General features: G+C 54.6%; 27 protein-coding genes and 1 pseudogene. 19 read left to right on the top strand and 9 right to left on the bottom strand.

Annotated elements, in window-relative coordinates; translation table 11 throughout:
* Window positions 1-2: 2 nt before the first annotated feature.
* The 6 genes from dcyD to PUP35_RS13930 form a co-directional block, all read right to left on the bottom strand.
* Window positions 3-989 carry a D-cysteine desulfhydrase gene (gene dcyD / locus PUP35_RS13905; protein ID WP_111964859.1) on the bottom strand — a complete coding sequence of 329 codons (987 nt, stop codon included), beginning with the start codon at window positions 987-989 and terminating at the stop codon, window positions 3-5.
* A gap of 106 nt (window positions 990-1,095) precedes the next feature.
* Window positions 1,096-1,896 (bottom strand): cystine ABC transporter substrate-binding protein, encoded by an 801-nt coding sequence (tcyJ, locus tag PUP35_RS13910; RefSeq protein ID WP_023336163.1) that lies wholly within the window; start codon window positions 1,894-1,896, stop codon window positions 1,096-1,098.
* Between the two features lie 86 nt (window positions 1,897-1,982).
* Window positions 1,983-2,534, bottom strand: a complete 552-nt coding sequence (fliZ, locus tag PUP35_RS13915) for a flagella biosynthesis regulatory protein FliZ (protein WP_008500339.1) — start codon at window positions 2,532-2,534, stop codon at window positions 1,983-1,985.
* A 54-nt stretch (window positions 2,535-2,588) separates the two neighbouring features.
* A complete protein-coding gene (locus PUP35_RS13920) occupies window positions 2,589-3,308 on the bottom strand; it encodes an RNA polymerase sigma factor FliA (RefSeq protein ID WP_014170714.1) in 720 nt (239 codons plus the stop codon).
* Window positions 3,309-3,437: 129 nt separating this feature from the next.
* Complete coding sequence (gene fliB / locus PUP35_RS13925) at window positions 3,438-4,643, bottom strand: flagellin lysine-N-methylase (protein WP_274240277.1); 1,206 nt, start codon at window positions 4,641-4,643, stop codon at window positions 3,438-3,440.
* Window positions 4,644-4,706: 63 nt separating this feature from the next.
* Complete coding sequence (locus tag PUP35_RS13930; protein WP_111964862.1) at window positions 4,707-5,531, bottom strand: flagellin N-terminal helical domain-containing protein; 825 nt, start codon at window positions 5,529-5,531, stop codon at window positions 4,707-4,709.
* Window positions 5,532-5,932: 401 nt separating this feature from the next.
* Between PUP35_RS13930 and fliD the strand changes: the two genes are divergently transcribed.
* From fliD to amyA, 4 genes are read left to right on the top strand one after another with little or no spacing between them, the layout of a single operon-like run.
* Window positions 5,933-7,357, top strand: coding sequence for a flagellar filament capping protein FliD (gene fliD / locus PUP35_RS13935; RefSeq protein WP_274240280.1), 1,425 nt, complete (start codon window positions 5,933-5,935; stop codon window positions 7,355-7,357).
* Window positions 7,358-7,378: 21 nt separating this feature from the next.
* The gene (gene fliS, locus PUP35_RS13940) at window positions 7,379-7,783 is read left to right on the top strand and encodes a flagellar export chaperone FliS (RefSeq protein ID WP_033145898.1); all 405 of its coding nucleotides are present in this window, start codon (window positions 7,379-7,381) and stop codon (window positions 7,781-7,783) included.
* 5 nt (window positions 7,784-7,788) lie between these two features.
* Window positions 7,789-8,163, top strand: a complete 375-nt coding sequence (fliT, locus tag PUP35_RS13945) for a flagella biosynthesis regulatory protein FliT (RefSeq protein ID WP_033145899.1) — start codon at window positions 7,789-7,791, stop codon at window positions 8,161-8,163.
* Window positions 8,164-8,214: 51 nt separating this feature from the next.
* A complete protein-coding gene (gene amyA / locus PUP35_RS13950) occupies window positions 8,215-9,702 on the top strand; it encodes an alpha-amylase (protein ID WP_271369463.1) in 1,488 nt (495 codons plus the stop codon).
* A gap of 102 nt (window positions 9,703-9,804) precedes the next feature.
* Here the strand turns inward: amyA and yedD are convergent, their stop codons facing one another.
* Both yedD and fliE read right to left on the bottom strand, forming a co-directional pair.
* Window positions 9,805-10,218, bottom strand: coding sequence for a lipoprotein YedD (gene yedD, locus PUP35_RS13955; protein WP_115875725.1), 414 nt, complete (start codon window positions 10,216-10,218; stop codon window positions 9,805-9,807).
* 74 nt (window positions 10,219-10,292) lie between these two features.
* Window positions 10,293-10,607: a flagellar hook-basal body complex protein FliE gene (gene fliE / locus PUP35_RS13960; protein ID WP_008500329.1), complete on the bottom strand. Its 315-nt coding sequence runs from the start codon at window positions 10,605-10,607 to the stop codon at window positions 10,293-10,295.
* Between the two features lie 228 nt (window positions 10,608-10,835).
* Here fliE and fliF point away from each other — a divergent pair, with 228 nt between their 5' ends.
* The 14 genes and pseudogenes from fliF to rcsA all read left to right on the top strand — a co-directional run bounded on the left by fliF (window position 10,836) and on the right by rcsA (window position 22,370).
* Window positions 10,836-12,515 carry a flagellar basal-body MS-ring/collar protein FliF gene (fliF, locus tag PUP35_RS13965; protein ID WP_133294723.1) on the top strand — a complete coding sequence of 560 codons (1,680 nt, stop codon included), beginning with the start codon at window positions 10,836-10,838 and terminating at the stop codon, window positions 12,513-12,515.
* Complete coding sequence (gene fliG / locus PUP35_RS13970; RefSeq protein WP_059346984.1) at window positions 12,508-13,506, top strand: flagellar motor switch protein FliG; 999 nt, start codon at window positions 12,508-12,510, stop codon at window positions 13,504-13,506. The genes fliF and fliG overlap by 8 nt, the downstream gene beginning before the upstream one ends.
* On the top strand, window positions 13,499-14,206 hold the full coding sequence (fliH, locus tag PUP35_RS13975) for a flagellar assembly protein FliH (RefSeq protein WP_111964865.1): 708 nt from the start codon (window positions 13,499-13,501) through the stop codon (window positions 14,204-14,206). The genes fliG and fliH overlap by 8 nt, the downstream gene beginning before the upstream one ends.
* On the top strand, window positions 14,206-15,576 hold the full coding sequence (fliI, locus tag PUP35_RS13980) for a flagellar protein export ATPase FliI (protein ID WP_214576525.1): 1,371 nt from the start codon (window positions 14,206-14,208) through the stop codon (window positions 15,574-15,576). Before fliH ends, fliI begins: the two co-directional genes overlap by 1 nt.
* 21 nt (window positions 15,577-15,597) lie before the next feature.
* Entirely contained in the window at window positions 15,598-16,041 is a 444-nt protein-coding gene (fliJ, locus tag PUP35_RS13985) for a flagellar export protein FliJ (RefSeq protein WP_023312304.1), read from the top strand.
* Window positions 16,038-17,270: a flagellar hook length control protein FliK gene (gene fliK, locus PUP35_RS13990; RefSeq protein WP_274240294.1), complete on the top strand. Its 1,233-nt coding sequence runs from the start codon at window positions 16,038-16,040 to the stop codon at window positions 17,268-17,270. The genes fliJ and fliK overlap by 4 nt, the downstream gene beginning before the upstream one ends.
* Window positions 17,271-17,376: 106 nt before the next feature.
* Window positions 17,377-17,847: a flagellar basal body-associated protein FliL gene (fliL, locus tag PUP35_RS13995; protein ID WP_023312306.1), complete on the top strand. Its 471-nt coding sequence runs from the start codon at window positions 17,377-17,379 to the stop codon at window positions 17,845-17,847.
* Between the two features lie 4 nt (window positions 17,848-17,851).
* Window positions 17,852-18,856 carry a flagellar motor switch protein FliM gene (fliM, locus tag PUP35_RS14000; RefSeq protein WP_008500320.1) on the top strand — a complete coding sequence of 335 codons (1,005 nt, stop codon included), beginning with the start codon at window positions 17,852-17,854 and terminating at the stop codon, window positions 18,854-18,856.
* Complete coding sequence (fliN, locus tag PUP35_RS14005; RefSeq protein WP_008500318.1) at window positions 18,853-19,266, top strand: flagellar motor switch protein FliN; 414 nt, start codon at window positions 18,853-18,855, stop codon at window positions 19,264-19,266. Before fliM ends, fliN begins: the two co-directional genes overlap by 4 nt.
* 2 nt (window positions 19,267-19,268) lie before the next feature.
* A complete protein-coding gene (gene fliO, locus PUP35_RS14010; protein ID WP_032658659.1) occupies window positions 19,269-19,643 on the top strand; it encodes a flagellar biosynthetic protein FliO in 375 nt (124 codons plus the stop codon).
* Window positions 19,643-20,380, top strand: coding sequence for a flagellar type III secretion system pore protein FliP (gene fliP, locus PUP35_RS14015; protein WP_023619313.1), 738 nt, complete (start codon window positions 19,643-19,645; stop codon window positions 20,378-20,380). Before fliO ends, fliP begins: the two co-directional genes overlap by 1 nt.
* A 9-nt stretch (window positions 20,381-20,389) precedes the next feature.
* Window positions 20,390-20,659 (top strand): flagellar biosynthesis protein FliQ, encoded by a 270-nt coding sequence (fliQ, locus tag PUP35_RS14020; RefSeq protein ID WP_008500315.1) that lies wholly within the window; start codon window positions 20,390-20,392, stop codon window positions 20,657-20,659.
* A 7-nt stretch (window positions 20,660-20,666) separates the two neighbouring features.
* Window positions 20,667-21,459, top strand: a pseudogene (fliR, locus tag PUP35_RS14025) (flagellar biosynthetic protein FliR); the annotation flags it as partial.
* A 287-nt stretch (window positions 21,460-21,746) separates the two neighbouring features.
* Complete coding sequence (rcsA, locus tag PUP35_RS14030) at window positions 21,747-22,370, top strand: transcriptional regulator RcsA (RefSeq protein WP_008500313.1); 624 nt, start codon at window positions 21,747-21,749, stop codon at window positions 22,368-22,370.
* Window positions 22,371-22,471: 101 nt separating this feature from the next.
* Here the strand turns inward: rcsA and dsrB are convergent, their stop codons facing one another.
* Window positions 22,472-22,660, bottom strand: coding sequence for a protein DsrB (gene dsrB / locus PUP35_RS14035; protein WP_008500312.1), 189 nt, complete (start codon window positions 22,658-22,660; stop codon window positions 22,472-22,474).
* 136 nt (window positions 22,661-22,796) lie between these two features.
* On the opposite strand from dsrB, the gene yodD reads away from it, so the two are divergent.
* Window positions 22,797-23,024 (top strand): YodD family peroxide/acid resistance protein, encoded by a 228-nt coding sequence (gene yodD, locus PUP35_RS14040; RefSeq protein ID WP_008500310.1) that lies wholly within the window; start codon window positions 22,797-22,799, stop codon window positions 23,022-23,024.
* Window positions 23,025-23,086 lie beyond the last annotated feature (62 nt).

Raw genomic sequence — 23,086 nt, forward strand, 5'->3', positions numbered from 1 at the left:
TTTTAGACATGAGGATGGTAGGCAAACAGCGCAGGCGCCCCGCCGGTATGGACAAATAAAATCGGCCCTTCATCCTTAAAGCGTTTCTGCGCAATGCCGTCAATCAGTCCGGCCATCGCTTTGCCGGTATAGACCGGATCGAGCAATATCCCCTCGAGGCGCGCCAGCAGCTTCACCGCTTCCATGCCCTCTTCGTTAGGCGTACCGTAACCCGGCGCAAAATAGTCATCCCAGAGCAGAATATCGGCCTTTGCCTTCAGCTCCAGCTGCTCTGCGACCGCCTGCTGTAACGTAACCACTTTTGGCTTCTGATCCGCTACGCTGCGGGACACCGTCACCCCGATAAGTTCGACGTCCGGCAGCAGTTGTTCGAGCCCCACCGCCAGCCCGGCATGCGTGCCCGCGCTTCCGGACGCGACAACCACGGAGGAGAGGCTCACTGCGCCCTCGCACTGCTGCGCAATTTCCAGCGCACTTTCCACATACCCCAGCGCGCCCAGCGCGTTCGAACCGCCGACAGGAATAACGTAGGGGCGGAACCCCTGCGCTTCCAGACGCGTCGCCAGCTCGTCGAGCTGGGCGGCCGGATCGGTCAACGCATCCACCATTTCTACCTGCACATTAAACAGATCCAGCAGCAGACGGTTACCGTTGGTGAGATAGTTTTCAGCCCGCGTGCCAATCGGGTTTTCCAGCAACGCCACGCAGTGGAGCCCAAGCTTTGCCGCCACGGCCGCCGTCTGGCGAACGTGGTTGGACTGGATGGCCCCGGCGGTAATGAGCGTATCCGCGCCTTCGCGCAGGGCGTCAGCAGCCAGAAACTCCAGCTTGCGCAGCTTGTTGCCCCCCATCGCCATCGGCGTCACGTCATCACGCTTAATAAAAATATCGCGCCCTAAATAATCAGAAAATCGCGGCAGGTACTCCAGCGGCGTCGGCGCGCCGATGAACTCCAGGCGGGGAAAGCGCGTTAAATTCTGTAGTGACATGGGTTCTCCGGTAACTCTGACAAAATGTGATATTTTTCATTATGCACGCAGACGCGAAAGAAATAAAAAAGGCGCTTTTAAAAGCGCCTTTTTTTACGGCAGAAACTTATTTCGTGACGTCTGCACCGAACCACTTCTCGGAGAGCGCTTTCAGGCTGCCGTCTTTTTGCATGTCAGCAATCGCGGAATCAATCGCTTTGACCAGGTCTTCGTTACCTTTACGAACGGCAACGCCTGATTCCTGACGAGAGAACGCATCACCCGCTACCGCCAGGGTATTGTTGGTTTTCTTCACCAGATCCAGCGCGGCCAGGCGGTCAACCAGAATGGCGTCGATACGGCCCACGCGCAGATCCTGGTATTTCGTCGGGTCGTCATCATAGGTGCGGATATCCACGCCCTGCACGTTCTGGCGCAGCCACTCTTCATAGTTAGTACCCAGACCAACACCGACTTTCTTCCCTTTCAGGTCCGCGGCAGTTTTAATCCCGCCTTCGTTGCCTTTCTTCACCAGCGCCTGAATACCGGACACGGTGTACGGCGTAGAGAAGTCATATTTCTTCTTACGCTCGTCAGAAATGGTCACCTGATTGATCACCACATCAATACGTTTGGAATCCAGCGACGCCAGCATACCGTCCCACTTGGTCGGTTTCAGGGACGCTTTCACGCCGAGGTGCTTCGCCAGCTCTTCAGCAAACTCCACTTCAAAACCGGTCAGCTTACCGTCATCGCCCTGGAAGCTGAACGGAGGATAGGTTCCTTCCAGCCCGACCAGCAGCGTACCGCGCTCTTTTACTTTATTCAGCAGGTTTTCTGCGGCGAACGTTTTCACGCTCATGCCCGCAACCAGCGCAACGGCCATAACACCCATCAGCGCCTGACGACCCAGAAGTGCAAATTTCATAAATACCCCGATATAGTGGAATTTTTACGTAGTGTAGAGAAATCGCCTGCAACGTCAAAGGCGACTGCGCTACATCTTATTCTTTTTTAATATATATCAGAAGTTGTTCCGGCGTGGGCTTTCTGCTTTATGGCACCCGGCATTTGTACCTTGTATTGCGCATACTTGCGCAGCGCAATTCGGTAGTTGTTGGTGCTGGTCGCAGGCAGCCACGGCTCCAGATTTTCATCCAGATAACCGGTTTTCAGCAGATCGCGAGAAATATTGTTTACGGTCAGATGTTGCCCAAGGCGGCGCAGGCGAACGACATATTCGCGAACGGTGCCGTGGCTCATCTCCGTTTGTTCAAACAGGAACTGTTTGAAGCCGATAATATCGAAGAAGTCGCTTTGCTCTTTGCAGTGGAGATCCCCACAGAAACGGCAAAGCGCCACCCACTCTTTTTGCTCTTCGAGCCATGCTGCTTCGTCCATCAACGTGTCGAGACGCGAAATCGCAATCTTATTGACGATTTCGCCCCGGCGAACCAGCGTGATACGATCGAGTAACTTGTTACAGTGGGCGCAATGCGTCTGGCTGTGTTTAAAGTCTTTCAGGTAGCGGCTTAAAGGCCGTCTTTTAGATTGCTGCACCGTCATGATAACTCCTGGTTGTCAATACGTTGTGCGGCATTTTTAAGGTGAATCAATCACCTATAACTTACCCAGCTTGGTTCGTAAGCGTTTAATGGCCTGGCTGTGCAGCTGGCTCACCCGCGACTCTCCCACCTCCAGAACAGCGCCAATCTCTTTGAGGTTAAGCTCTTCCTGGTAATAAAGGGTCAATACCAGCTGTTCGCGTTCAGGCAGAGCTTCAATAGCCTCCATGACGCGCTGGCGTAAATTCCCTTCCATTAAATGGTGTAACGGGTTCTCCTGCTGGTGCTCGTCCGTCACCAGCTCGATGCTATCGCCATGCTCTTCGCGCCACTCATCATAAGAGAAGAGTTGGCTATTATTGGTATCGAGCAACATCTGACGATACTCTTCAACAGCAATGCCAAGACGTTCCGCCACTTCGGTTTCCGTTGCGTTACGTCCCAGTTCCTGTTCCAGCTGCCCCATCGCATGCGCCACTTCGCGCGCGTTGCGGCGAACACTGCGCGGCACCCAGTCGCGGCTGCGCAGCTCGTCCAACATCGCACCACGAATACGCTGAACTGCGTAAGTCGTAAATGCCGTTCCTTGCAGAGCGTCGTATCGGTCAACTGCATTCAATAACCCGATACCGCCCGCCTGTAGCAGATCGTCGAGTTCCACGCTCGCCGGCAAGCGCACCTGGAGGCGCAATGCTTCGTGACGCACCAGCGGGACATAACGCTGCCACAGCGAGTGTTTATCCATTACACCTTCAGCGGTATAGAGTGAATTCACGATAAACAGCCCTGCGTTAGTTGAGTTATCGGCATGATTATCCGATTCTGCAGGGCGTTCAATTGGATGAAAAAGGGGGATAAAGTGAGGTTATTCTGAGGTTGCCCACAACAGGGGCAACTTTTCTACCTAAATTAACAGTTGTAACAATGAAAGATCGTCGCCCAGTTTGACGCTATCTATATGTTGATGAAAGAGCTTTCCTGCTTCCTGATTATGCTGGCTAAGGGAGTGGAAGCTGTAAATAACATCAATGATATTATCTTGTTCAATTTTCCCCGCCACGAGTGCCTGACCGGCAAGTAACGTTTTAAGGAAATAGAACTCCGCAACGATTAAATAAAGGTTATTCAACATGCTGCGGCCGTTGTTCTGCGGGAAGCCCTGCTCCCACAGTTTGTATTTAAAAAAGTTCTTGAATAAATGGTCATTGGTCGCCAGATAACTGCCCGCCACATCGCGCCAGACGGACTCGATGTTTTCCATGACCTTCTCTGCCGGCACGCTGTCACCCGCAGACTCAAATTGTTGATAAAGCTGGGTAAAATAACGGTTTAATACCGCACCGCCGCGGGCTGTTACTTTCTTCGTGAAGTAGCTCTGGATGAGCGAAATTAACGCGAACTTCAGGCTATAGTTCTGATTAAAGCCGCTTAATTCCGTTTTGATTTTACCGCTCACCAGTTCGTTAACCAGTGAGAAATAGACCGTTTCGAGCGTGCCGATATTCTCTGCGATATTATCGAGCTTTTCCGCCACCATGAGGAATTTCACTACGGCGTAAACCTGTTCTTCAACGCTGACGCCCTCAACGCTAAAAATATTCTGGCAGAAGAGATTGATGACCTTGGCCTTCAAATCAATCATCGGCGCATTATTGACGTCCTGCTGAACAATGCCAGATTCCATCAACGACATAGACTCCCGATCGTTCAACAGAAGTCGGGTCACTTCCGGACACGACAGGTTCAGCGATTTTTCGATTTCATTTTTATAGACCCGGCTTGTCCGTGGAAATGTCGAACAGGTTGGGCTTAAGGCCTGGACGCCCATGGCGCCATGAACAGAACAGAGTTTTTCCGTATCCATAAACGGGCAGTTTTTACTTTCCGTATGGAAAATCACTTCACCCCAGTGGTCATAGTTTTTTTTGGTGACTTTTATCGCCGTTTTCGCCGTCTGACGAATAGCGGCATTTTTACTGTTCAGATAGCGATTAACGGAGGATTTATCAAACGCGATGGTCCAGCCCTGACAACAATGTTCACGGCATTCCCCACCGACACATGAAAAATCTGCGACCAGCTTTGGTTGAGTGACACTGATTTGTTTCACAGGCGGATTCTCAAATAGCAGAGATAAAAAAAACCCCGCCGAAGCGGGGTTTCACGCGTAAAATTAACGCAGCAGAGACAGAACGGTCTGTGGAACCTGGTTTGCCTGAGACAGAACAGAAGTACCAGCCTGCTGCAGGATCTGCGCGCGGGACATGTTGGAAACTTCAGTTGCGTAGTCAGCGTCCTGGATACGGGACTGAGCAGCAGACAGGTTGTTAGAAGTGTTGTTCAGGTTGTTGATTGCAGAAGTGAAACGGTTCTGCACAGCACCCAGGCCAGAACGTGCTTTATCAACTTTAGCGATAGCTGCGTCGATGGTGCCCAGGTCGGTAGCGGTCATAGTTTTCAGGTCGATAGCGTTCACGCCCAGAGTGGTGGTGTCAGCTTTAGCACCGCTCAGGTCCAGATCGATGGTGTCGCCGTCGTTAACGCCAACCTGAATTTTAACTACGCCAGCAGTACCAGCAGTGCCGTCCAGCAGTTTGATGCCGTTGAAGTCAGTTTTGCCCGCAACGCGGTTGATTTCAGCCAGACGAGCGGTAACTTCATCCTGCAGAGAAGCCAGGTCAGAGGTGCTGTTGGTGCCGTTGCTTGCCTGAACAGCCAGTTCACGAACGCGCTGCAGGTTGTTGTTGATTTCGTTCAGAGAGCCTTCAGCAGTCTGCGCCATGGAGATACCGTCGTTGGCGTTACGTGCTGCCTGGTTCATACCTTTGATCTGAGCGGTCATGCGGTTTGCAATCGCCTGGCCAGCAGCATCGTCTTTCGCGCTGTTAATACGCAGACCGGAAGACAGACGCTCGATAGCAGTGCCCAGAGAAGACTGAGATTTGTTCAGGTTGTTCTGAGTGGTCAGGGACAACAGGTTAGTATTGATAACTGCCATAATTTTCTTTCCTTCAAAAATTGGGTTTTAGGTCCGGTGCCTAACACTCACAGCGTCTCTCACCGTCAACAAGGTTATCGACGGGTCCCCAAAAGACTTTAGAATCAATTTTGAAAAAATTACAACCAACTGATTATTAAGATATTTATTTTTAAAAAATCAATTAAGGCCCAACAGAACGTTATTATTTATGCTTTTTTAACGCGCAAAGAGATGACAAAAAAGGCACACACTTATTCGTGTTTTCAAAGCGCAGATAATGATCCTAAAGTGCAATCCTTTCATTTACCCCGCCAGGACGCGTCTATTCTTTGGATTATTTTTTTCTCACCATCGTAAACTTTTACGTTGAGAGGCCGATAAGAGTCCTGAACTACTTTCGTATTTTAAGGAAAATATGCATGGCTACTATCAGTAACCTCGGGATAGGTTCTGCAGGACTCGGGGATTTATATAATCAGTTGGATGCAGCAGAAAGAACCAAGCTGACGACGATTACTTCCCAGCAATCAACGTATAACGCGCAGTTAAGCGCTTACGGCAAGCTGCAGAGCGCCATGACATCGCTGCAGACTGCGACCGCTGCGCTGGGTAAAGCAACCACCTGGAACTCAACGTCCGTTAGCAGTACCAATACGGCCTTTACCGCCACGACAACGGCTGACGCATCTGTCGGTTCCTTTGTTGTAAACGTCAACCAGGTTGCCAAGGCACAGGCACTCACTACCGGCTCCTATGCAAACAACACGGATCTGCTGGGCGATACGACAGGTACAACGCGTAAAATCACCATCACCCAGCCGGGCACGAAAACGCCTTTAGAGGTCACCCTGGCGGATGGCGATACGTCTCTGGCCGGGATCGCGAGCGCCATTAATAAAGCGAACGGCAACGTCACCGCCAGCGTCATTAAAGCGAAAGACGGTGATTACCGCCTGATGCTGTCATCAAAAACCACCGGTACGGATGGTGCGATGACGGTAAGCGTCACCGGCGACGCCAGGCTGCAAAGCGCAATTGGCTACGATTCCGCCACCAAAACGGGCGCGCTGACGGTGAACACCGACGCGCAGAACGCGATTGTGGTAGTGAACAACATCTCCATCGAGCGCCAGTCGAATACCATTACCGATGCCCTGCCTGGCGTGACTTTCTCGCTGAAAGCAGAAAGCAAGGCAGATGAAACATTAGAGGTGACTCGCGCAACGGATGCTAACCAGAAAGCGATCACGGACTGGGTCACGGCGTATAACTCGCTGCAGTCCACCATTAACAGCCTGACGAAATATGTTCCGGTTGATGCTGGCTCCGGCAGCCAGTCAGCCAGCAACGGGGCACTTGTTGGTGATGCGAACGTGCGCGGGATCCAGTCTCAGCTGCGCGGTCTGCTGACCGAAGTGCAGAGCGGCTCGGTACAGATCATGGCCCAGCTGGGAATTACCCAGGACCCGGTAAAAGGTTCTGACGGTACCGTCGGTAACCTGAAAGTCGATACCGATAAGCTGAAAAAAGCGCTGACCGATAACCCGAACGCCGTACAGCAGTATTTTGTCGGTGACGGAAAGAAAACCGGTATGGCCACCCAGATGAACAACACGCTGACCACCATGCTCAGCACCAGTACCGGCAGCGCCGGGGTGATCCAGAACGCGAAAGACGGGATCAACAAAACGCTAAAAACGCTGGGTGAGCGTTACGATGCTATGGAAGCCACTATTGATGCCACCATGGCGCGTTACAAAACCCAGTTCACCAGTCTGGACGTATTAGTCACCAAAATGACCAATACAGCCAACTACCTGACCCAACAGTTCTCACAAAAGTAGTCGTAGCCTTCAGGAGTGGATATGTATAAGACCTCTGGTGTTCAATCCTATCAGCAGATAGGAGTCGAAAGTGCAGTCATGAATGCCAGTCCACACCAGCTGATTGTCATGTTATTCGACGGGGCGCATAGCGCCCTTGTTCGCGCGCGTTTGTTCATGGAAGCCGGACAAATTCGTGAGAAAGGCGAAGCGTTAACGAAAGCCATCAACATCATCGACAACGGTTTAAAAGCAGGACTGAACATGGAGGTTGAGAGCGAGTTGTCCGGTAATCTTGCCTCCTTGTACGAATATATGGTTCGACGTTTGTTGCTGGCGAATGTCAGTAACGACGTAGACGCAATTGTTGAAGTCGAGGGTTTATTAAACAACATTGCGGATGCGTGGAAGCAAATCGGCCCCAATGCGTCCTCTATTTCAGGATAATTTTGATGAATAATCCCAGCGCAGCGCTTAGCCACTGGCAGGCGTTACATGCTCAGAGCATTGCTATGCTCAATCTCGCACATTCTGGTCAATGGGATGCGCTTATCGAGCAGGAAATGCATTACGTTCAACTGGTGGAAAAAATTTCGCAAACACCCATCATGTCATGCCCTCCGGCTCAGGTTGAGCAAGCGCGTGCGCTGCTGGAAATGATCCTTGAAAATGAGAATGCGCTAAAGGCTCTGCTGAAAGTCCGGATGGACGAACTGCGTAATCTGATTGATCAAACCGGTAAACAGCAATCCATCACGTCTACCTATGGAAAGCTGTCCGGGAATATTCTTTATCCAGAAAGTTTGACCCGCGACACACAACTATGATTTCTTCATCCATACTCCAGAAGTCTGCCAATGGCTTCTGGAGCAAGGATGATGAAAAACCCCACCCTGTTACAATGTTTTCACTGGTACTACCCTGCTGGCGGTGAATTGTGGCGAGAGGTCACGGCGTTAGCTCCCAATCTTAACGAAATCGGCATCAACATGATCTGGCTGCCGCCCGCCTGTAAAGGGGCATCCGGCGGGTATTCTGTCGGCTATGACACCTATGACCTGTTCGACCTTGGCGAGTTTGACCAGAAAGGCAGTATCGCCACGAAATACGGCGACAAAGCACAGCTGCTGGAGGCCATTGATGCCCTCAAGAGCAACGACATTGCCGTGCTGCTGGACGTGGTGGTCAACCACAAAATGGGCGCCGATGAAAAAGAGCCCGTGCGCGTTCAGCGCGTGAACGAGCAGGACCGCACGCAAATCGATGACGAGGTCATCGAGTGTGAAGCCTGGACCCGCTACACCTTCCCTGCCCGCGCCGGGCAGTATTCGCAGTTTATCTGGGACTACAAATGCTTCAGCGGCGTCGACCACATTGAAAACCCCGATGAAGACGGCATCTTTAAAATCGTCAACGACTACACCGGCGAAGGCTGGAACGATCAGGTTGATGATGAGATGGGTAACTTCGATTATCTGATGGGCGAAAATATCGACTTTCGCAATCACGCCGTGACCGAGGAGATCAAATACTGGGCCCGCTGGGTCATGGAACAGACGGGCTGCGACGGTTTTCGTCTGGACGCCGTCAAGCATATTCCCGCCTGGTTTTACAAAGAGTGGATTGAGCACGTCCAGGAAGTGGCCGACCAGCCGCTGTTTATCGTGGCGGAGTACTGGTCCCATGAGGTAGATAAACTTCAGGCCTATATTGACCAGGTCGCAGGCAAAACCATGCTGTTTGATGCCCCCCTGCAGATGAAATTCCACGAGGCGTCACGTCAGGGTCGGGATTACGACATGAGCCAAATCTTCACCGGTACCCTGGTAGAAGCCGATCCGTTTCATGCGGTCACCCTCGTCGCGAACCACGATACTCAGCCTTTGCAGGCGCTGGAAGCGCCGGTCGAAGCCTGGTTTAAGCCGCTGGCCTACGCGCTGATCCTGCTGCGGGAAAATGGCGTGCCGAGCGTCTTTTATCCGGATCTCTTCGGCGCCAGCTATGACGACGCGGGAGGTGACGGTGAAACGTACCATATTGATATGCCGGTCATTGAGCAGCTTCACGAGCTGATCCTCGCGCGCCAGCGTTTTGCCCACGGCGTGCAAACGCTGTTTTTCGACCATCCAAACTGCATCGCCTTCAGCCGCAGCGGTACGGAAGACGATCCCGGCTGCGTTGTGGTGATGTCGAACGGGGACGATGGTGAAAAAGTAATTTGTCTTGGAGAAAACTACGGCAACAAAACGTGGCGGGATTTTCTCGGCAATCGCGAAGAAACCATCACCACGGCGGCGGATGGCGAAGGGACGTTTACATGCAAAGGCGGAAGCGTGAGCGTGTGGGTAATAGAGGAAGCGCTGTAGAACGGGAAACGTGCGGCCTGATGCCCTCACCCCGTCCCTCTCCCACAGGGAGAGGGCGCAAACACCAAAAACGGCAACGATGTTGCCGTTTTGCTTTTACCCTTAGGGCAGCTTACTCTCCAGCGGATTCTTGCTCAGGTAATCGGCACACTCAACCGTTGGGCGATCGACCTTCTGCAGCTCCAGCCCGTCGTACTCAAGCGTCGAGCCATCGCGCTCCAGCGGATAGATATCCAGCTTACGCGTCACGTTGTAATAACTGTCTGAACGCAGCATGATTTTACCCGGCACGGCAATCACGCGCTGCCATTGACGGCAGTCCAGCGTATCGCCCTCCTCCGTCACCACCAGCGTGGCAATCGCCTTCGGACTGACCATGTTGCTCTGCGGCCCTTTCGACTGCCAGTATCCCGCCAGCTGCGCCGGGACAGGGTGCTTGATCACGTCTTTATAATTATCGACCTGAACGCACCCGGTCAGTGCCAGCAGCGCGCCAGCAATTGCTATTTTTTTCATCATCTTTCCTGCATTCGAAGAAAAAAATATTGTGGCATTAAAGCGCTGCGGCTGCCAGCGGAGATCGACAGGTCTTAAACCTGCATCCCCATCACTTCCTGATAGGCCGACACCAGCTTATTACGCACCTGGATCCCCATCTGCAGGGAAACCGAGGCTTTTTGCAAATCGGTCATCACATCATTCAACGCCACGCCCGGCTCGCCGAGGGTGAACTTTTCGGCCTGAGTGCGCGCTGCGGTCTGGGTATCACTGATACGGTCAAGAGCGGCATGCAGTTGCCCTGCGAAGCTGATGCTCGGCTGCTGATCTGCCACATTCTGATTACGGGCCGTCATTGCCGTTGCCTGCAGCTGACTGATTACCCCTTCAATGCCCTGTATAGCCATGACTCTCCCCTGGATGGTTTTTTACGCGGTCAAGACTAACAGCTTGTCAATAAGATAATGGCGGTAAATAGCATGAAAAAACCAGGTTATTTGACGCATAGAAAATCACGAATCATCAAATAATGGCAGGGCCATCAATATGGAACTTTTGTCGTGTTTGCCGACCCGGGAGTCAGTTTTGTTTCTCTACACGAATAACGTAAACCACCAGGATTTAAGAGGTGCGCAATGAGTGCAACAGCATCGACAGCGCCGCAGAATAAATCACTCGAGTGGATGAACCGCCTTCGCGCGAATCCTAAAATCCCGTTGATCGTGGCAGGCGCTGCCGCAATTGCGATCCTTGTAGCGATGGTCCTGTGGGCGAAAAGCCCTGATTACCGGACGCTCTACAGCAATCTTTCCGATCAGGATGGCGGCGCCATCGTCACCCAGCTTACCCAGATGAACATCCCTTATCGCTTTGCCGATAATGGCGGTGCGCTTGAGGTACCGGCAGATAAGGTGCACGAACTGCGTCTGCGTCTGGCTCAGCAGGGGCTGCCGAAAGGCGGCGCGGTGGGCTTTGAGCTGCTGGATCAGGAAAAATTCGGTATCAGCCAGTTCAGCGAGCAGGTGAACTACCAGCGTGCGCTGGAAGGTGAACTGGCCCGCACCATTGAAACATTAGGCCCGGTGAAGAGTGCCCGCGTGCATCTGGCGATGCCTAAGCCTTCCTTATTCGTCCGCGAACAGAAATCACCTTCGGCTTCCGTTACCGTGAACCTCGAACCCGGCCGCGCGCTGGACGAAGGGCAAATCAGCGCGGTGACGCACCTCGTCTCCAGCGCCGTGGCCGGTCTGCCGCCGGGTAACGTGACGCTGGTTGACCAGAGCGGTCACCTGCTGACGCAATCCAATACCGCCGGTCGCGATCTGAATGACGCACAGCTGAAATATGCCGCCGATGTCGAAAGCCGTCTCCAGCGTCGTATCGAAGCGATCCTGGGCCCGGTAGTGGGCAACAGCAACGTGCACGCGCAGGTAACCGCCCAGATCGACTTCGCGAATAAAGAACAAACTGAAGAACAATACAGCCCGAACGGCGATGCGGCTCAGGCGGTGATGCGTTCGCGCCAGATCAATACCAGCGAGCAGATTGGCGGTGCAAACCCGGGCGGCGTGCCGGGCGCGCTGTCTAACCAGCCTGCCCCGGCTAACGCGGCGCCGATCTCTACGCCGCCGGCCAATCAGCAGAACGGTCAGCAGACTAACCAGCAGACCACCTCAACGGCGAATAACAGCGGCCCACGAAACACCAGCCGTAATGAAACCACGAACTACGAAGTGGATAGAACGATTCGCCACACTAAACTGAACGTGGGCGATATTCAGCGTCTCTCTGTTGCGGTGGTGGTGAACTACAAAACGCTGGCGGATGGCAAACCGTTGCCGTTGACCGCCGAGCAGATGAAGCAGATTGAAAACCTGACCCGCGAAGCGATGGGTTACTCCGAGAAGCGCGGCGATACCCTCAACGTGGTGAACTCACCGTTCAACTCGGTTGATGAGACCGGCGGTGAACTGCCGTTCTGGCAACAGCAGGCGTTTATCGATCAGCTGATGTCCGCAGGACGCTGGCTGCTGGTGCTGATTGTCGCGTGGCTGCTGTGGCGTAAGGGCGTTCGTCCGCAGCTCCAGCGCCGTGCTGAAGCCGAAAAAGCGGCTCGCGAGCAGATGAATGCGCGCCAGGAAACGGAAGAAGCGGTTGAAGTGCGCCTCAGCAAAGATGAACAGATGCAGCAGCGTCGTGCTAACCAGCGCATGGGCGCTGAGGTCATGAGCCAGCGCATTCGCGAAATGTCAGATAACGATCCGCGCGTCGTGGCGCTGGTCATCCGCCAGTGGATGGGTAACGAACATGAGTAATACGCTTACGGGCACCGATAAAAGCGTCATCCTGCTGATGACCATTGGCGAAGATCGCGCGGCAGAGGTGTTTAAACACCTCTCCCAGCGAGAAGTGCAAATTCTCAGTGCGGCCATGGCCAACGTGCGTCAGATCTCCAACAAGCAGCTGACCGAAGTGCTGGCAGAGTTTGAACAGGAAGCCGAACAGTTTGCCGCGCTGAACGTCAACGCCAACGACTACCTCCGTTCCGTGCTGGTCAAGGCGCTGGGCGAAGAGCGTGCCTCCAGCCTGCTGGAAGACATTCTGGAAACCCGCGATACCGCAAGCGGTATCGAAACGCTCAACTTTATGGAACCGCAGAGTGCCGCCGACCTTATTCGCGACGAGCACCCGCAGATTATTGCCACCATCCTTGTCCACCTCAAACGTGGTCAGGCGGCCGATATTCTGGCGCTGTTCGAAGAGCGTCTGCGTCACGATGTGATGCTGCGTATCGCCACCTTCGGCGGCGTCCAGCCGGCCGCGCTGGCGGAGCTGACCGAGGTGCTGAACAACCTGCTCGACGGTCAGAACCTCAAGCGCAGCAAAATGGGCGGCGTGAGAACGGCGGCGGAAATCATCAACCTGATGAAAACGCAGCAGGAAGAGGCCGTCATTACGGCGGTTCGCGAATTCGACGGCGAGCTGGCACAGAAAATCATCGACGAGATGTTCCTGTTCGAAAACCTTGTCGAAGTGGACGATCGCAGCATCCAGCGCCTGCTCCAGGAAGTGGATTCCGAATCGCTGCTTATCGCCCTCAAAGGCGCCGAGCAGCCGCTGCGCGAGAAGTTCCTGCGCAACATGTCTCAGCGTGCGGCCGATATCCTGCGCGACGACCTTGCCAACCGCGGCCCGGTTCGTCTGTCTCAGGTGGAAAACGAACAGAAAGCCATTCTGCTTATTGTTCGTCGTCTGGCGGAAACCGGCGAGATGGTGATTGGCAGCGGAGACGACACCTATGTCTAATGAGCTGCCGTGGAAACGCTGGACGCCGGACGATCTGGCTCCTCCCCTCTCCGAGTTCACGCCAGCCGTGATACCGACCGAGGAGCTTGACCCGGACGTCGAGCAGCCCGAGCTGAGCGAAGAAGAGCAGCAAGCTCAAATGCTGGCTCAGCTGCAAATGCAGGCGCACGAGCAGGGTTACAATGCCGGTCTGAACGAAGGCCGGCAGAAAGGCCACGAGCAGGGATATCAGGAAGGTCTGGCGAAAGGGTTAGAGCATGGTATCGATCAGGCGCGCCAGCAGCAGGCGCCGATCCATGCCCGCATGCAGCAGCTGGTCAGCGAGTTCCAGCACACTCTTGACGCGCTGGACAGCGTGATTGCCTCACGACTGATGCAGATGGCGCTGGAAGCCGCGCGTCAGGTGATCGGCCAGACGCCCGTGGTGGATAACACCGCACTTATCAAACAAATTCAGGGTCTGCTTCAGCAGGAGCCGCTGTTCAGCGGGAAACCTCAGCTGCGCGTCCATCCGGACGATCTACAGCGCGTGGAAGAGAGCCTGGGCGCGACGCTGAACCTGCACGGCTGGCGTCTGCGCGGCGACCCGTCGTTACATCACGGCGGCTGCAAAGTCTCTGCCGATGAAGGCGACCTGGATGCCAGCGTTGCTACCCGCTGGCAGGAACTGTGCCGCCTGGCGGCACCGGGAGTCGTCTGATGACCGCTCGCCTCACCCGCTGGCTCACCACGCTCGACAACTTTGAGACGAAGATGGCGCAACTGCCATCTGTTCGTCGTTATGGGCGACTCACGCGCGCCACCGGGCTGGTTCTCGAAGCCACCGGCCTGCAGCTGCCGCTGGGTGCGACCTGCGTGATTGAGCGTCAGGATGGTCTGGAAACGCGTGAAGTTGAAAGCGAAGTGGTCGGGTTTAACGGCCAGCGCCTGTTCCTGATGCCGCTTGAAGAGGTGGAAGGCATTCTGCCCGGCGCGCGCGTCTATGCCAAAAACATTTCTGGCGATGGGCTGCAAAGTGGGAAACAGCTGCCGCTTGGCCCTGCCCTGCTGGGCCGCGTGCTGGACGGCAGCGGTAAACCGCTCGACGGCCTGCCCTCCCCGGACACCACCGAAACCGGTGCGCTGATCACCCAACCGTTCAACCCCCTGCAGCGTACCCCTATCGAGCATGTGCTTGACACCGGCGTGCGCCCGATTAACGCCCTGCTCACCGTGGGACGTGGACAACGTATGGGCCTGTTCGCCGGGTCTGGCGTGGGTAAATCCGTTCTGCTCGGCATGATGGCGCGCTATACCCAGGCCGATGTGATCGTCGTGGGGCTGATTGGCGAACGTGGTCGTGAAGTAAAAGACTTTATTGAAAACATTCTGGGTGCGGAAGGCCGTGCCCGCTCGGTGGTAATTGCCGCGCCGGCGGACGTGTCGCCCCTGCTGCGTATGCAGGGTGCCGCGTACGCCACCCGCATCGCCGAAGATTTTCGTGACCGCGGCAAGCACGTGCTGCTGATCATGGATTCCCTGACCCGTTACGCGATGGCGCAGCGTGAAATCGCGCTGGCCATCGGTGAGCCACCGGCGACCAAAGGCTACCCGCCTTCGGTCTTCGCCAAACTTCCTGCGCTGGTGGAACGCGCGGGGAACGGTATCAGCGGCGGCGGCTCCATCACCGCGTTCTACACGGTACTGACGGAAGGCGATGATCAGCAGGACCCGATTGCCGACTCCGCGCGCGCGATCCTTGACGGTCATATTGTGCTGTCGCGTCGTCTGGCCGAAGCCGGGCACTACCCGGCCATCGATATTGAAGCCTCTATCAGCCGCGCAATGACGGCGCTGATAACCGAGAAGCACTACGCCCGCGTGCGTAACTTCAAACAACTGCTTTCCAGCTTCCAGCGCAACCGCGATCTGGTCAGCGTGGGGGCGTATGCCAAAGGCAGCGACCCGATGCTCGACAAGGCGATTAACCTGTGGCCGCAGCTGGAGGCATTTTTGCAACAAGGCATTTTTGAACGCGCCGACTGGGAAGATTCAATTCAGGCACTGGAGCTGATTTTCCCGCAGGTGTAACACAGGTGGAGGGCGAAGGTCATGGCGCAAAACAGCGCGTTATCAACGCTGAAAGATCTGGCTGAAAAAGAAGTTGATGATGCCGCATTGCAGCTTGGCGCAATGCGACGCGGGTGCCAGCAGGCTGAAGAACAGTTGAAGATGTTAATCGACTATCAGCATGAATATCGCACCAACCTCAATACCGATATGACACAGGGCATTGGAAGCCAGCGCTGGATTAACTATCAGCAGTTTATCCAGACGCTGGAGAAGGCGATAGATCAGCATCGCCAGCAGCTTAACCAGTGGACCCAGAAAGTCGATACCGCGCTGAATTTCTGGCGCGAGAAGAAGCAGCGGCTGCAGGCCTGGCAGACTTTACAGGACCGACAGATCGCGGCAACGACCCTGGCGGAAAACCGTCTGGATCAGAAGAAAATGGATGAGTTTGCCCAGCGCGCATCAATGAGGAAACCGGAATGATCACACTGCAACAACTGCTGATGAGCGACAGCGACCTGTCAGGCGGCACGCAAACAGGGAAAGGCACCGACGGTGCTCAGGACTTTCTCTCTCTGCTGGCGGGCGCCCTGTCGGACGCAACGGGCAAGGGCAAAGATGCGCCGCTGACCCTGGCTGACCTGAAAGCCGCCGGCAGTAAACTGTCAAAAGTGGCCCAGGACGCAAAAGGTGATACCACCCTGCAGGCCAAAATTGCCGACCTGCTCTCGCGCCAGACGGCGCTGAATGGCGATGAAACGTCGCCCGTCACGTCGCTTGATACGCTGGTTTCCGGGCTGGTGCCGCTGTCTAAGGGCGACGCGCTGAAGACGCTCAATGCGGCGAACAGCAAAGATGACGGTAAAAGCGAGCTGAGCGAAGAAGAACTGGCCGGATTAAGCGCCCTGATGGCGATGCTGCCTCACCAGCAAACTACCGCCTCTCGCGCGGCAGGCAGTGAGGGCGTTTCCGCCACCTCAACGCTGAGTTCCGCGACGCTTTCGCACAACGGCGTGGGCCAGCCGTCCCTGAACGCGTCCGCGGGAAGCCACGATAAAGCGCAGAGTTCTACGCCTTATCAGAGCCAGGCGAAAACCAACGAACCCGCTCTGTCGGGCAACGTGCCTGCTACACCGGCCGTGGCCGCGGCAGCAGAGAAGCAGGAGCTCGCCAGTTCGTCCTCCTCATCATCACCAACGGCCACCCTGGCACCGATTATGTCCAGCCATGCGACCAGCCAGACGGCCGCTACCGTTGCCACCGCGCCGGTGTTAAGCCAGCCTCTGGGAACCCACGAGTGGCAGCAGTCTCTGAGCCAGCACATCACCCTGTTCACTAAGCAGGGCCAGCAGACGGCAGAGCTGCGCCTGCACCCGGAAGATCTGGGTCAGGTGCAAATTTCGCTTAAGCTGGATGATAACCAGGCGCAGTTACAGATGGTTTCTGCGCACAGCCATGTCCGTGCGGCGCTGGAAGCCGCGCTGCCGGTACTGCGGACCTCACTGGCGGAAAACGGCATTCAGCTTGCACAGAGTAGCGTCAGCAGCGAGAGCTTCGCCGGGCAGCAGCAGTCCTCATCCCAGCAGCAGCACCAGGCTTCGCGTTCCGGCAACACCGGCGGTTTTAATGAAGAAAGCGATGAGTTGCTGCCTGTTCCTTCCGCCCTGCAGTCCGCAGCGCGCGGTAACAGTGCCGTAGACATCTTCGCCTAAACGCCAGAGGTAGCGTGATTATCCCCGTCTTTTCCACGCTTTGACGACAGCAGGACACGGGATAATCACCTTATTAAGCTGTACCGAAACAGGAAGCTCGTATCAGATGACTGACTCCGCTATCACCAAAAAAAGTAAGCGTTCCATCTGGATCCCGCTGCTGGTGTTGATCACGCTCGCCGCCTGCGCTACCGCGGGCTATAGTTACTGGCGTATGCAGCAGGAACCGACCACCGCTGCGGCCAAAGCTGAAGCACCTCCTCCGCCGGCTCCAGTGTTTTTCCCGCTGGATACCTTCACCGTCAATCTCGGTGATGCGGATCGCGTGCTTTACGTTGGTATTACGCTGCGCCTGAAAGATGAAGCCACCCGTTCACGTCTGAACGATTACCTTCCTGAAGTGCGTAGCCGTCTGTTGCTGCTGTTCTCTCGTCAGGACGCTTCGGCGCTGGCCACCGATGTGGGTAAGCAAAAGCTGGTCGACGCTATTAAACAAACGCTGGCGACCCCGCTGGTAAACGGCCAACCTAAGCAGGAAGTCACTGACGTTCTGTATACAGCATTCATTCTGCGGTAACGACATGGGCGACAGTATTCTTTCTCAGGCAGAAATCGATGCGCTGCTCAACGGCGACAGCGATAAAAGTGATGATCCGCAACCGGGCATTGGCGGCGATAGCGATATTCGTCCCTATGACCCGAATACCCAGCGTCGCGTGGTACGTGAACGTCTGCAGGCGCTGGAGATCATTAACGAACGTTTTGCACGTCAGTTCCGTATGGGGCTGTTTAACCTGCTGCGTCGTAGCCCGGATATTACGGTCGGTGCGATCCGCATTCAGCCGTACCATGAGTTTGCCCGCAACCTGCCGGTGCCAACCAACCTTAACCTGATTCATCTGAAGCCGCTGCGCGGCACCGGTCTGGTGGTGTTTTCGCCAAGCCTGGTGTTCATCGCGGTGGATAACCTGTTCGGCGGCGACGGGCGTTTCCCGACCAAAGTAGAAGGTCGTGAATTCACCCACACCGAACAGCGCGTTATTAACCGCATGCTGAAGCTGGCGCTGGAATCATACAGCGACGCGTGGAAAGCGATTAACCCGCTGGAAGTGGAGTACGTCCGTTCTGAGATGCAGGTGAAATTTACCAATATCACCACCTCCCCGAACGATATCGTTGTTAACACGCCGTTCCACGTTGAGATCGGTAACCTGACCGGCGAGTTCAACATCTGCCTGCCGTTCAGCATGATCGAACCGCTGCGCGAGCTGCTGGTTAACCCGCCGCTGGAGAACTCCCGCAACGAAGACCAGAACTGGCGTGAAAACCTGGTCCGCCAGGTCCAGCATTCGCAGCTTGAACTGGTGGCGAGCTTCGCCGATATCCCGCTGCGGTTATCTCAGATCCTGAAATTACAACCCGGCGATGTTTTGCCGATAGAAAAACCCGACCGCATTATTGCCCATGTGGATGGTGTCCCCGTGCTGACAAGCCAGTACGGCACGATTAACGGTCAGTATGCGTTACGCGTTGAGCACTTGATCAACCCGATTTTGAATTCGCTGAATGAGGAACAGCCCAAATGAGTGACATGAACAATCCGTCCGATGAAAACAGCGGAGCACTGGACGATCTGTGGGCTGACGCGTTAAACGAGCAAAAAGCGACCCCGGCCAAAAGCGCAGCGGATGCCGTATTCCAGCAGCTCGGCGGCGGTGACGTCAGCGGCACGCTGCAGGACATCGACCTGATCATGGACATCCCGGTTAAGCTGACCGTTGAGCTGGGACGCACCCGTATGACCATTAAAGAGCTGCTGCGCCTGACGCAGGGTTCCGTGGTGGCCCTTGACGGTCTGGCCGGTGAGCCGCTGGATATCCTGATCAACGGCTATCTGATTGCCCAGGGTGAAGTCGTAGTGGTTGCCGATAAATACGGCGTACGCATCACCGACATCATTACCCCGTCTGAACGTATGCGTCGTCTGAGCCGTTAAGCATGAAAACCCAGGCAACAATATCACAGCCTTCTGCCGTTCCCGGCTCACCTCTGCTCCAGGTGAGCGGGGCGTTGTTCGGTATTATTGCCTTTATTCTTATCGCCGCCTGGCTGGCAAAACGCTTTGGCCTGGCAGGTAAAACCGCCGGTGCCCGCGGCCTGAAGGTCAGCGCCAGCACCACCCTGGGTCCACGCGAACGCGTGGTCATCGTCGAGGTGGACGATGCGCGTCTGGTTCTGGGCGTAACGGCCTCAAACATCAGCGTATTACACAAGCTGCCGCCCGCCCCTGTTGTGGTGGACGAGCGCGCAGAGGCCCCTGCGGATTTTCAGTCCGTCATGAAGAGTTTGCTTAAGCGTTCCGGGAGATCCTGATGCGCCGTTTGTTATCCCTGACGCTTGCGGGCGTTGCCCTGTTTGCTCCCGCGGTCTATGCACAGCTGCCCGGTCTGGTCTCAACCCCTCTCGCGGGCGGTGGGCAAAGCTGGTCACTTCCCGTTCAGACGCTGGTGTTCATCACCTCGCTGACGTTTATTCCGGCCATCCTGCTGATGATGACCAGCTTCACCCGCATCATCATCGTTTTCGGTCTGCTGCGAAACGCGCTGGGCACCCCTTCCGCTCCGCCAAACCAGGTTCTGCTCGGGCTGGCGCTGTTTTTGACCTTTTTCATTATGTCGCCGGTGATCGATAAGATTTATACCGACGCCTATCAGCCGTTCAGCGAAGACAAAATCTCCATGCAGGAGGCGCTCGATAAAGGCGCACAGCCGCTGCGGGAATTTATGCTGCGCCAGACGCGCGAAGCCGACCTGGCCCTTTTCGCCCGCCTGTCCAACACCGGTGAGCTGCAAGGACCGGAAGCGGTGCCAATGCGTATTCTGCTGCCCGCCTATGTCACCAGCGAGCTGAAAACCGCGTTCCAGATTGGCTTTACCATTTTTATTCCGTTCCTGATTATCGATCTCGTGATCGCCAGCGTCCTGATGGCGCTCGGGATGATGATGGTGCCGCCCGCGACCATTGCCCTGCCGTTTAAGATCATGCTCTTTGTACTGGTCGACGGCTGGCAGCTGCTGGTCAGCTCGCTGGCGCAGAGTTTCTACAGTTAAGGAACGGCAATGACACCCGAATCGGTCATGATGATGGGCACGGAGGCGATGAAAATCGCGATTGCCGTTGCCGCGCCGCTGCTGCTTGTCGCGCTGGTTACCGGTCTGATTATCAGTATTCTGCAGGCCGCCACCCAGATAAACGAAATGACGCTGTCATTCATCCCGAAAATCATCGCCGTGTTCGTGGCGATCATCGTAGCCGGGCCGTGGATGCTGAACCTGTTGCTGGACTATATGCGCAACCTGTTTACCAACCTGCCGTACATCATCGGCTGACCTGACGATGCTGCACTTCACCAGCGACCAGTGGGTTCAGTGGCTCGGCGTCTACTTCTGGCCGATGCTGCGCATCATGGCGCTGATCTCCACCGCCCCCATTCTCAGCGAGAAATCGATACCCAAGCGCGTCAAGGTGGGGCTGGGGATTATCATCTCCATTATCGTCGCGCCCTCTCTGCCCCCCGTGGATATTCCGATCTTCTCGGCGAACGCGGTGTGGGTGGCCTTGCAGCAGGTTATGATTGGCGTCGCCGTCGGCTTTACCATGCAGCTGGCCTTTGCCGCCGTGCGTACCGCGGGGGAACTGATTGGCCTGCAGATGGGATTATCTTTTGCCACGTTTGTCGATCCCGGCAGTCATCTCAACATGCCCGTTCTGGCGCGCATTATCGATCTGCTCGCCATGCTGCTGTTCCTGTCGTTCAACGGCCATCTGTGGCTAATCTCCATGCTGGTGGACACGTTCCATACCCTGCCGATTGGCGAAAACCCGGTGAACAGCAACGCTTTCCTGGCGCTCACCCGAGCGGCGGGGCTGATCTTCCTGAACGGGCTGATGCTGGCGTTACCCATCATCACCCTGCTGCTGACCGTCAACCTGGCTTTAGGTTTACTCAACCGAATGGCGCCGCAGCTTTCGGTGTTTGTCATTGGTTTTCCGCTGACGCTGACGGTCGGAATTTTATTAATGTCATTACTGATGCCACTGATCGCTCCCTTCTGTGAACATTTATTCGGCGAGATATTCAACCTGTTAGCGGATATTGTCAGCGAGCTGCCACGTAAATAATAGCCCTCACTGTTGCTATTGTCTTTCTGAGGATATTCCTAAAATAAAATGCGAAAAACATCTTCCAGGATATATCTGACGCGGTTTAATTGTTTCTAACCACCTCACAATACTTAATATTTACTTTACTTTAAGAAGATTCCTGGCAAATTATACGTAACTTTACGGGATAGTGAGTCCGCCTGAAAGTCTTTGTCATGCTCACAGGTTTATTATTTTTTTCCATCCCGTATGGCTGTTTTGAGCTCTCAGGCAGATGGTGAATTATCGTTACGCATTGAGTGAGGGTATGCCATGTCAACGATCATTATGGATTTATGCAGCTACACCCGGCTAGGGTTAACCGGGTACCTGGCAAGCAGAGGGGTAAGAAAGAGAGACATCAACGATGCACACACCGTTGACGAACTCGCAGCCGCTTGTGACGAACTAAAACCAGGCGTGGTGTTTATTAATGAGGACTGTTTCATTCACGATCCAGCCAACAGTCAGCACATTAAGCAAATCATTAATCAGCATCCAAAAACCCTGTTTATTGTTTTTATGGCGATCGCGAATATCCATTTCGATGAGTATTTGTTGGTCCGTAAAAATTTATTGATCAGTTCTAAATCGATTAAACCCGAGTCGCTGGATGACATTTTGGGTGATTATTTGAATAAAGAAGTTAAAAATGTAGGAGCGGTTAACTTACCCACCCTATCATTAAGCAGGACTGAATCAAGTATGCTGCGAATGTGGATGGCGGGACAAGGAACTATTCAGATCTCCGACCAGATGAATATTAAAGCGAAAACCGTTTCGTCACACAAAGGAAATATTAAACGGAAAATTAAAACGCATAATAAGCAAGTGATCTACCATGTGGTACGCCTGACCGATAATGTGACGAACGGGATTTTCGTTAACATGCGTTAGTCGCTTAAGACCCTGTGCACCCTACCTTTGATCTCTGGCCTGGCCAGAGATTTTTGCTTCTGCAGAGGATGTCGGGCCGCGATGCGCTACCCGACGCCATGTTAGTCTGCTTTCTCAACAAAGATACCGTCAGGATGCCCCAGTTCGTTAAAAAACCAAATGCCGAGCGGGTAATCTTCCAGTGATACCAGGTACATTGTCCCTTCACTAAACTCTTCAATTGCCAGCACCACACCCGGGCGGCGCGGCCCACCGTCCGTTTTAACGGTTACCCGATCGTTGACCTTCATACATTCCTCCTCTGGTTTTGAGCCAGTGTAGAACAAAACGCAAAAACACACATCGCCGCCCGGCGTGAATGGCGTTTTTATACACAGGCTATACTTAACTTTGGACACGTTTGCAGGTTGAAAGAGGAGTCCCGCAATGAAGACAGATAAAGAGTACAGCGACACCATCAAGCGCGAAGTCGAGGTGGATGTCGATGCCCTGTTGGCTGCCATCAATGAGATCAGTGAGTCAGAAGTCCGCCGGTCGGACGACAATTCGGACCGCGTCATTGTCAACGGAAGGGATTATCACACCTATCGTGAGCTGGCGGAGGCCTTCGAGCTCGATATTCACGACTTTAGCGTGTCTGAAGCCAATCGTTAGGGCGAAAAAAATCCCGGTCATGGGGATGACCGGGATCAAAACTTGCTTATGCAAGAAGCACT

The sequence above is a fragment of the Enterobacter sp. S-33 genome (genome assembly GCF_028735835.1).
Lineage (GTDB): Bacteria > Pseudomonadota > Gammaproteobacteria > Enterobacterales > Enterobacteriaceae > Enterobacter > Enterobacter vonholyi.

What these genes read in the sequence shown, in the direction of transcription:
- fliJ (WP_023312304.1), top strand. Translation starts at nt 15,598, where the DNA reads ATGGCGCAAAACAGCGCGTTATCAACGCTGAAAGATCTGGCTGAAAAA.
- fliK (WP_274240294.1), top strand. Translation starts at nt 16,038, where the DNA reads ATGATCACACTGCAACAACTGCTGATGAGCGACAGCGACCTGTCAGGC.
- dcyD (WP_111964859.1), bottom strand. Translation starts at nt 989, where the DNA reads ATGTCACTACAGAATTTAACGCGCTTTCCCCGCCTGGAGTTCATCGGC.
- fliI (WP_214576525.1), top strand. Translation starts at nt 14,206, where the DNA reads ATGACCGCTCGCCTCACCCGCTGGCTCACCACGCTCGACAACTTTGAG.
- yedD (WP_115875725.1), bottom strand. Translation starts at nt 10,218, where the DNA reads ATGAAAAAAATAGCAATTGCTGGCGCGCTGCTGGCACTGACCGGGTGC.
- dsrB (WP_008500312.1), bottom strand. Translation starts at nt 22,660, where the DNA reads ATGAAGGTCAACGATCGGGTAACCGTTAAAACGGACGGTGGGCCGCGC.
- rcsA (WP_008500313.1), top strand. Translation starts at nt 21,747, where the DNA reads ATGTCAACGATCATTATGGATTTATGCAGCTACACCCGGCTAGGGTTA.
- fliD (WP_274240280.1), top strand. Translation starts at nt 5,933, where the DNA reads ATGGCTACTATCAGTAACCTCGGGATAGGTTCTGCAGGACTCGGGGAT.
- amyA (WP_271369463.1), top strand. Translation starts at nt 8,215, where the DNA reads ATGAAAAACCCCACCCTGTTACAATGTTTTCACTGGTACTACCCTGCT.
- fliL (WP_023312306.1), top strand. Translation starts at nt 17,377, where the DNA reads ATGACTGACTCCGCTATCACCAAAAAAAGTAAGCGTTCCATCTGGATC.
- PUP35_RS13930 (WP_111964862.1), bottom strand. Translation starts at nt 5,531, where the DNA reads ATGGCAGTTATCAATACTAACCTGTTGTCCCTGACCACTCAGAACAAC.
- yodD (WP_008500310.1), top strand. Translation starts at nt 22,797, where the DNA reads ATGAAGACAGATAAAGAGTACAGCGACACCATCAAGCGCGAAGTCGAG.
- fliN (WP_008500318.1), top strand. Translation starts at nt 18,853, where the DNA reads ATGAGTGACATGAACAATCCGTCCGATGAAAACAGCGGAGCACTGGAC.
- fliT (WP_033145899.1), top strand. Translation starts at nt 7,789, where the DNA reads ATGAATAATCCCAGCGCAGCGCTTAGCCACTGGCAGGCGTTACATGCT.
- fliH (WP_111964865.1), top strand. Translation starts at nt 13,499, where the DNA reads ATGTCTAATGAGCTGCCGTGGAAACGCTGGACGCCGGACGATCTGGCT.
- fliZ (WP_008500339.1), bottom strand. Translation starts at nt 2,534, where the DNA reads ATGACGGTGCAGCAATCTAAAAGACGGCCTTTAAGCCGCTACCTGAAA.
- tcyJ (WP_023336163.1), bottom strand. Translation starts at nt 1,896, where the DNA reads ATGAAATTTGCACTTCTGGGTCGTCAGGCGCTGATGGGTGTTATGGCC.
- fliF (WP_133294723.1), top strand. Translation starts at nt 10,836, where the DNA reads ATGAGTGCAACAGCATCGACAGCGCCGCAGAATAAATCACTCGAGTGG.
- fliP (WP_023619313.1), top strand. Translation starts at nt 19,643, where the DNA reads ATGCGCCGTTTGTTATCCCTGACGCTTGCGGGCGTTGCCCTGTTTGCT.
- fliG (WP_059346984.1), top strand. Translation starts at nt 12,508, where the DNA reads ATGAGTAATACGCTTACGGGCACCGATAAAAGCGTCATCCTGCTGATG.
- fliQ (WP_008500315.1), top strand. Translation starts at nt 20,390, where the DNA reads ATGACACCCGAATCGGTCATGATGATGGGCACGGAGGCGATGAAAATC.
- fliE (WP_008500329.1), bottom strand. Translation starts at nt 10,607, where the DNA reads ATGGCTATACAGGGCATTGAAGGGGTAATCAGTCAGCTGCAGGCAACG.
- fliM (WP_008500320.1), top strand. Translation starts at nt 17,852, where the DNA reads ATGGGCGACAGTATTCTTTCTCAGGCAGAAATCGATGCGCTGCTCAAC.
- fliO (WP_032658659.1), top strand. Translation starts at nt 19,269, where the DNA reads ATGAAAACCCAGGCAACAATATCACAGCCTTCTGCCGTTCCCGGCTCA.
- fliS (WP_033145898.1), top strand. Translation starts at nt 7,379, where the DNA reads ATGTATAAGACCTCTGGTGTTCAATCCTATCAGCAGATAGGAGTCGAA.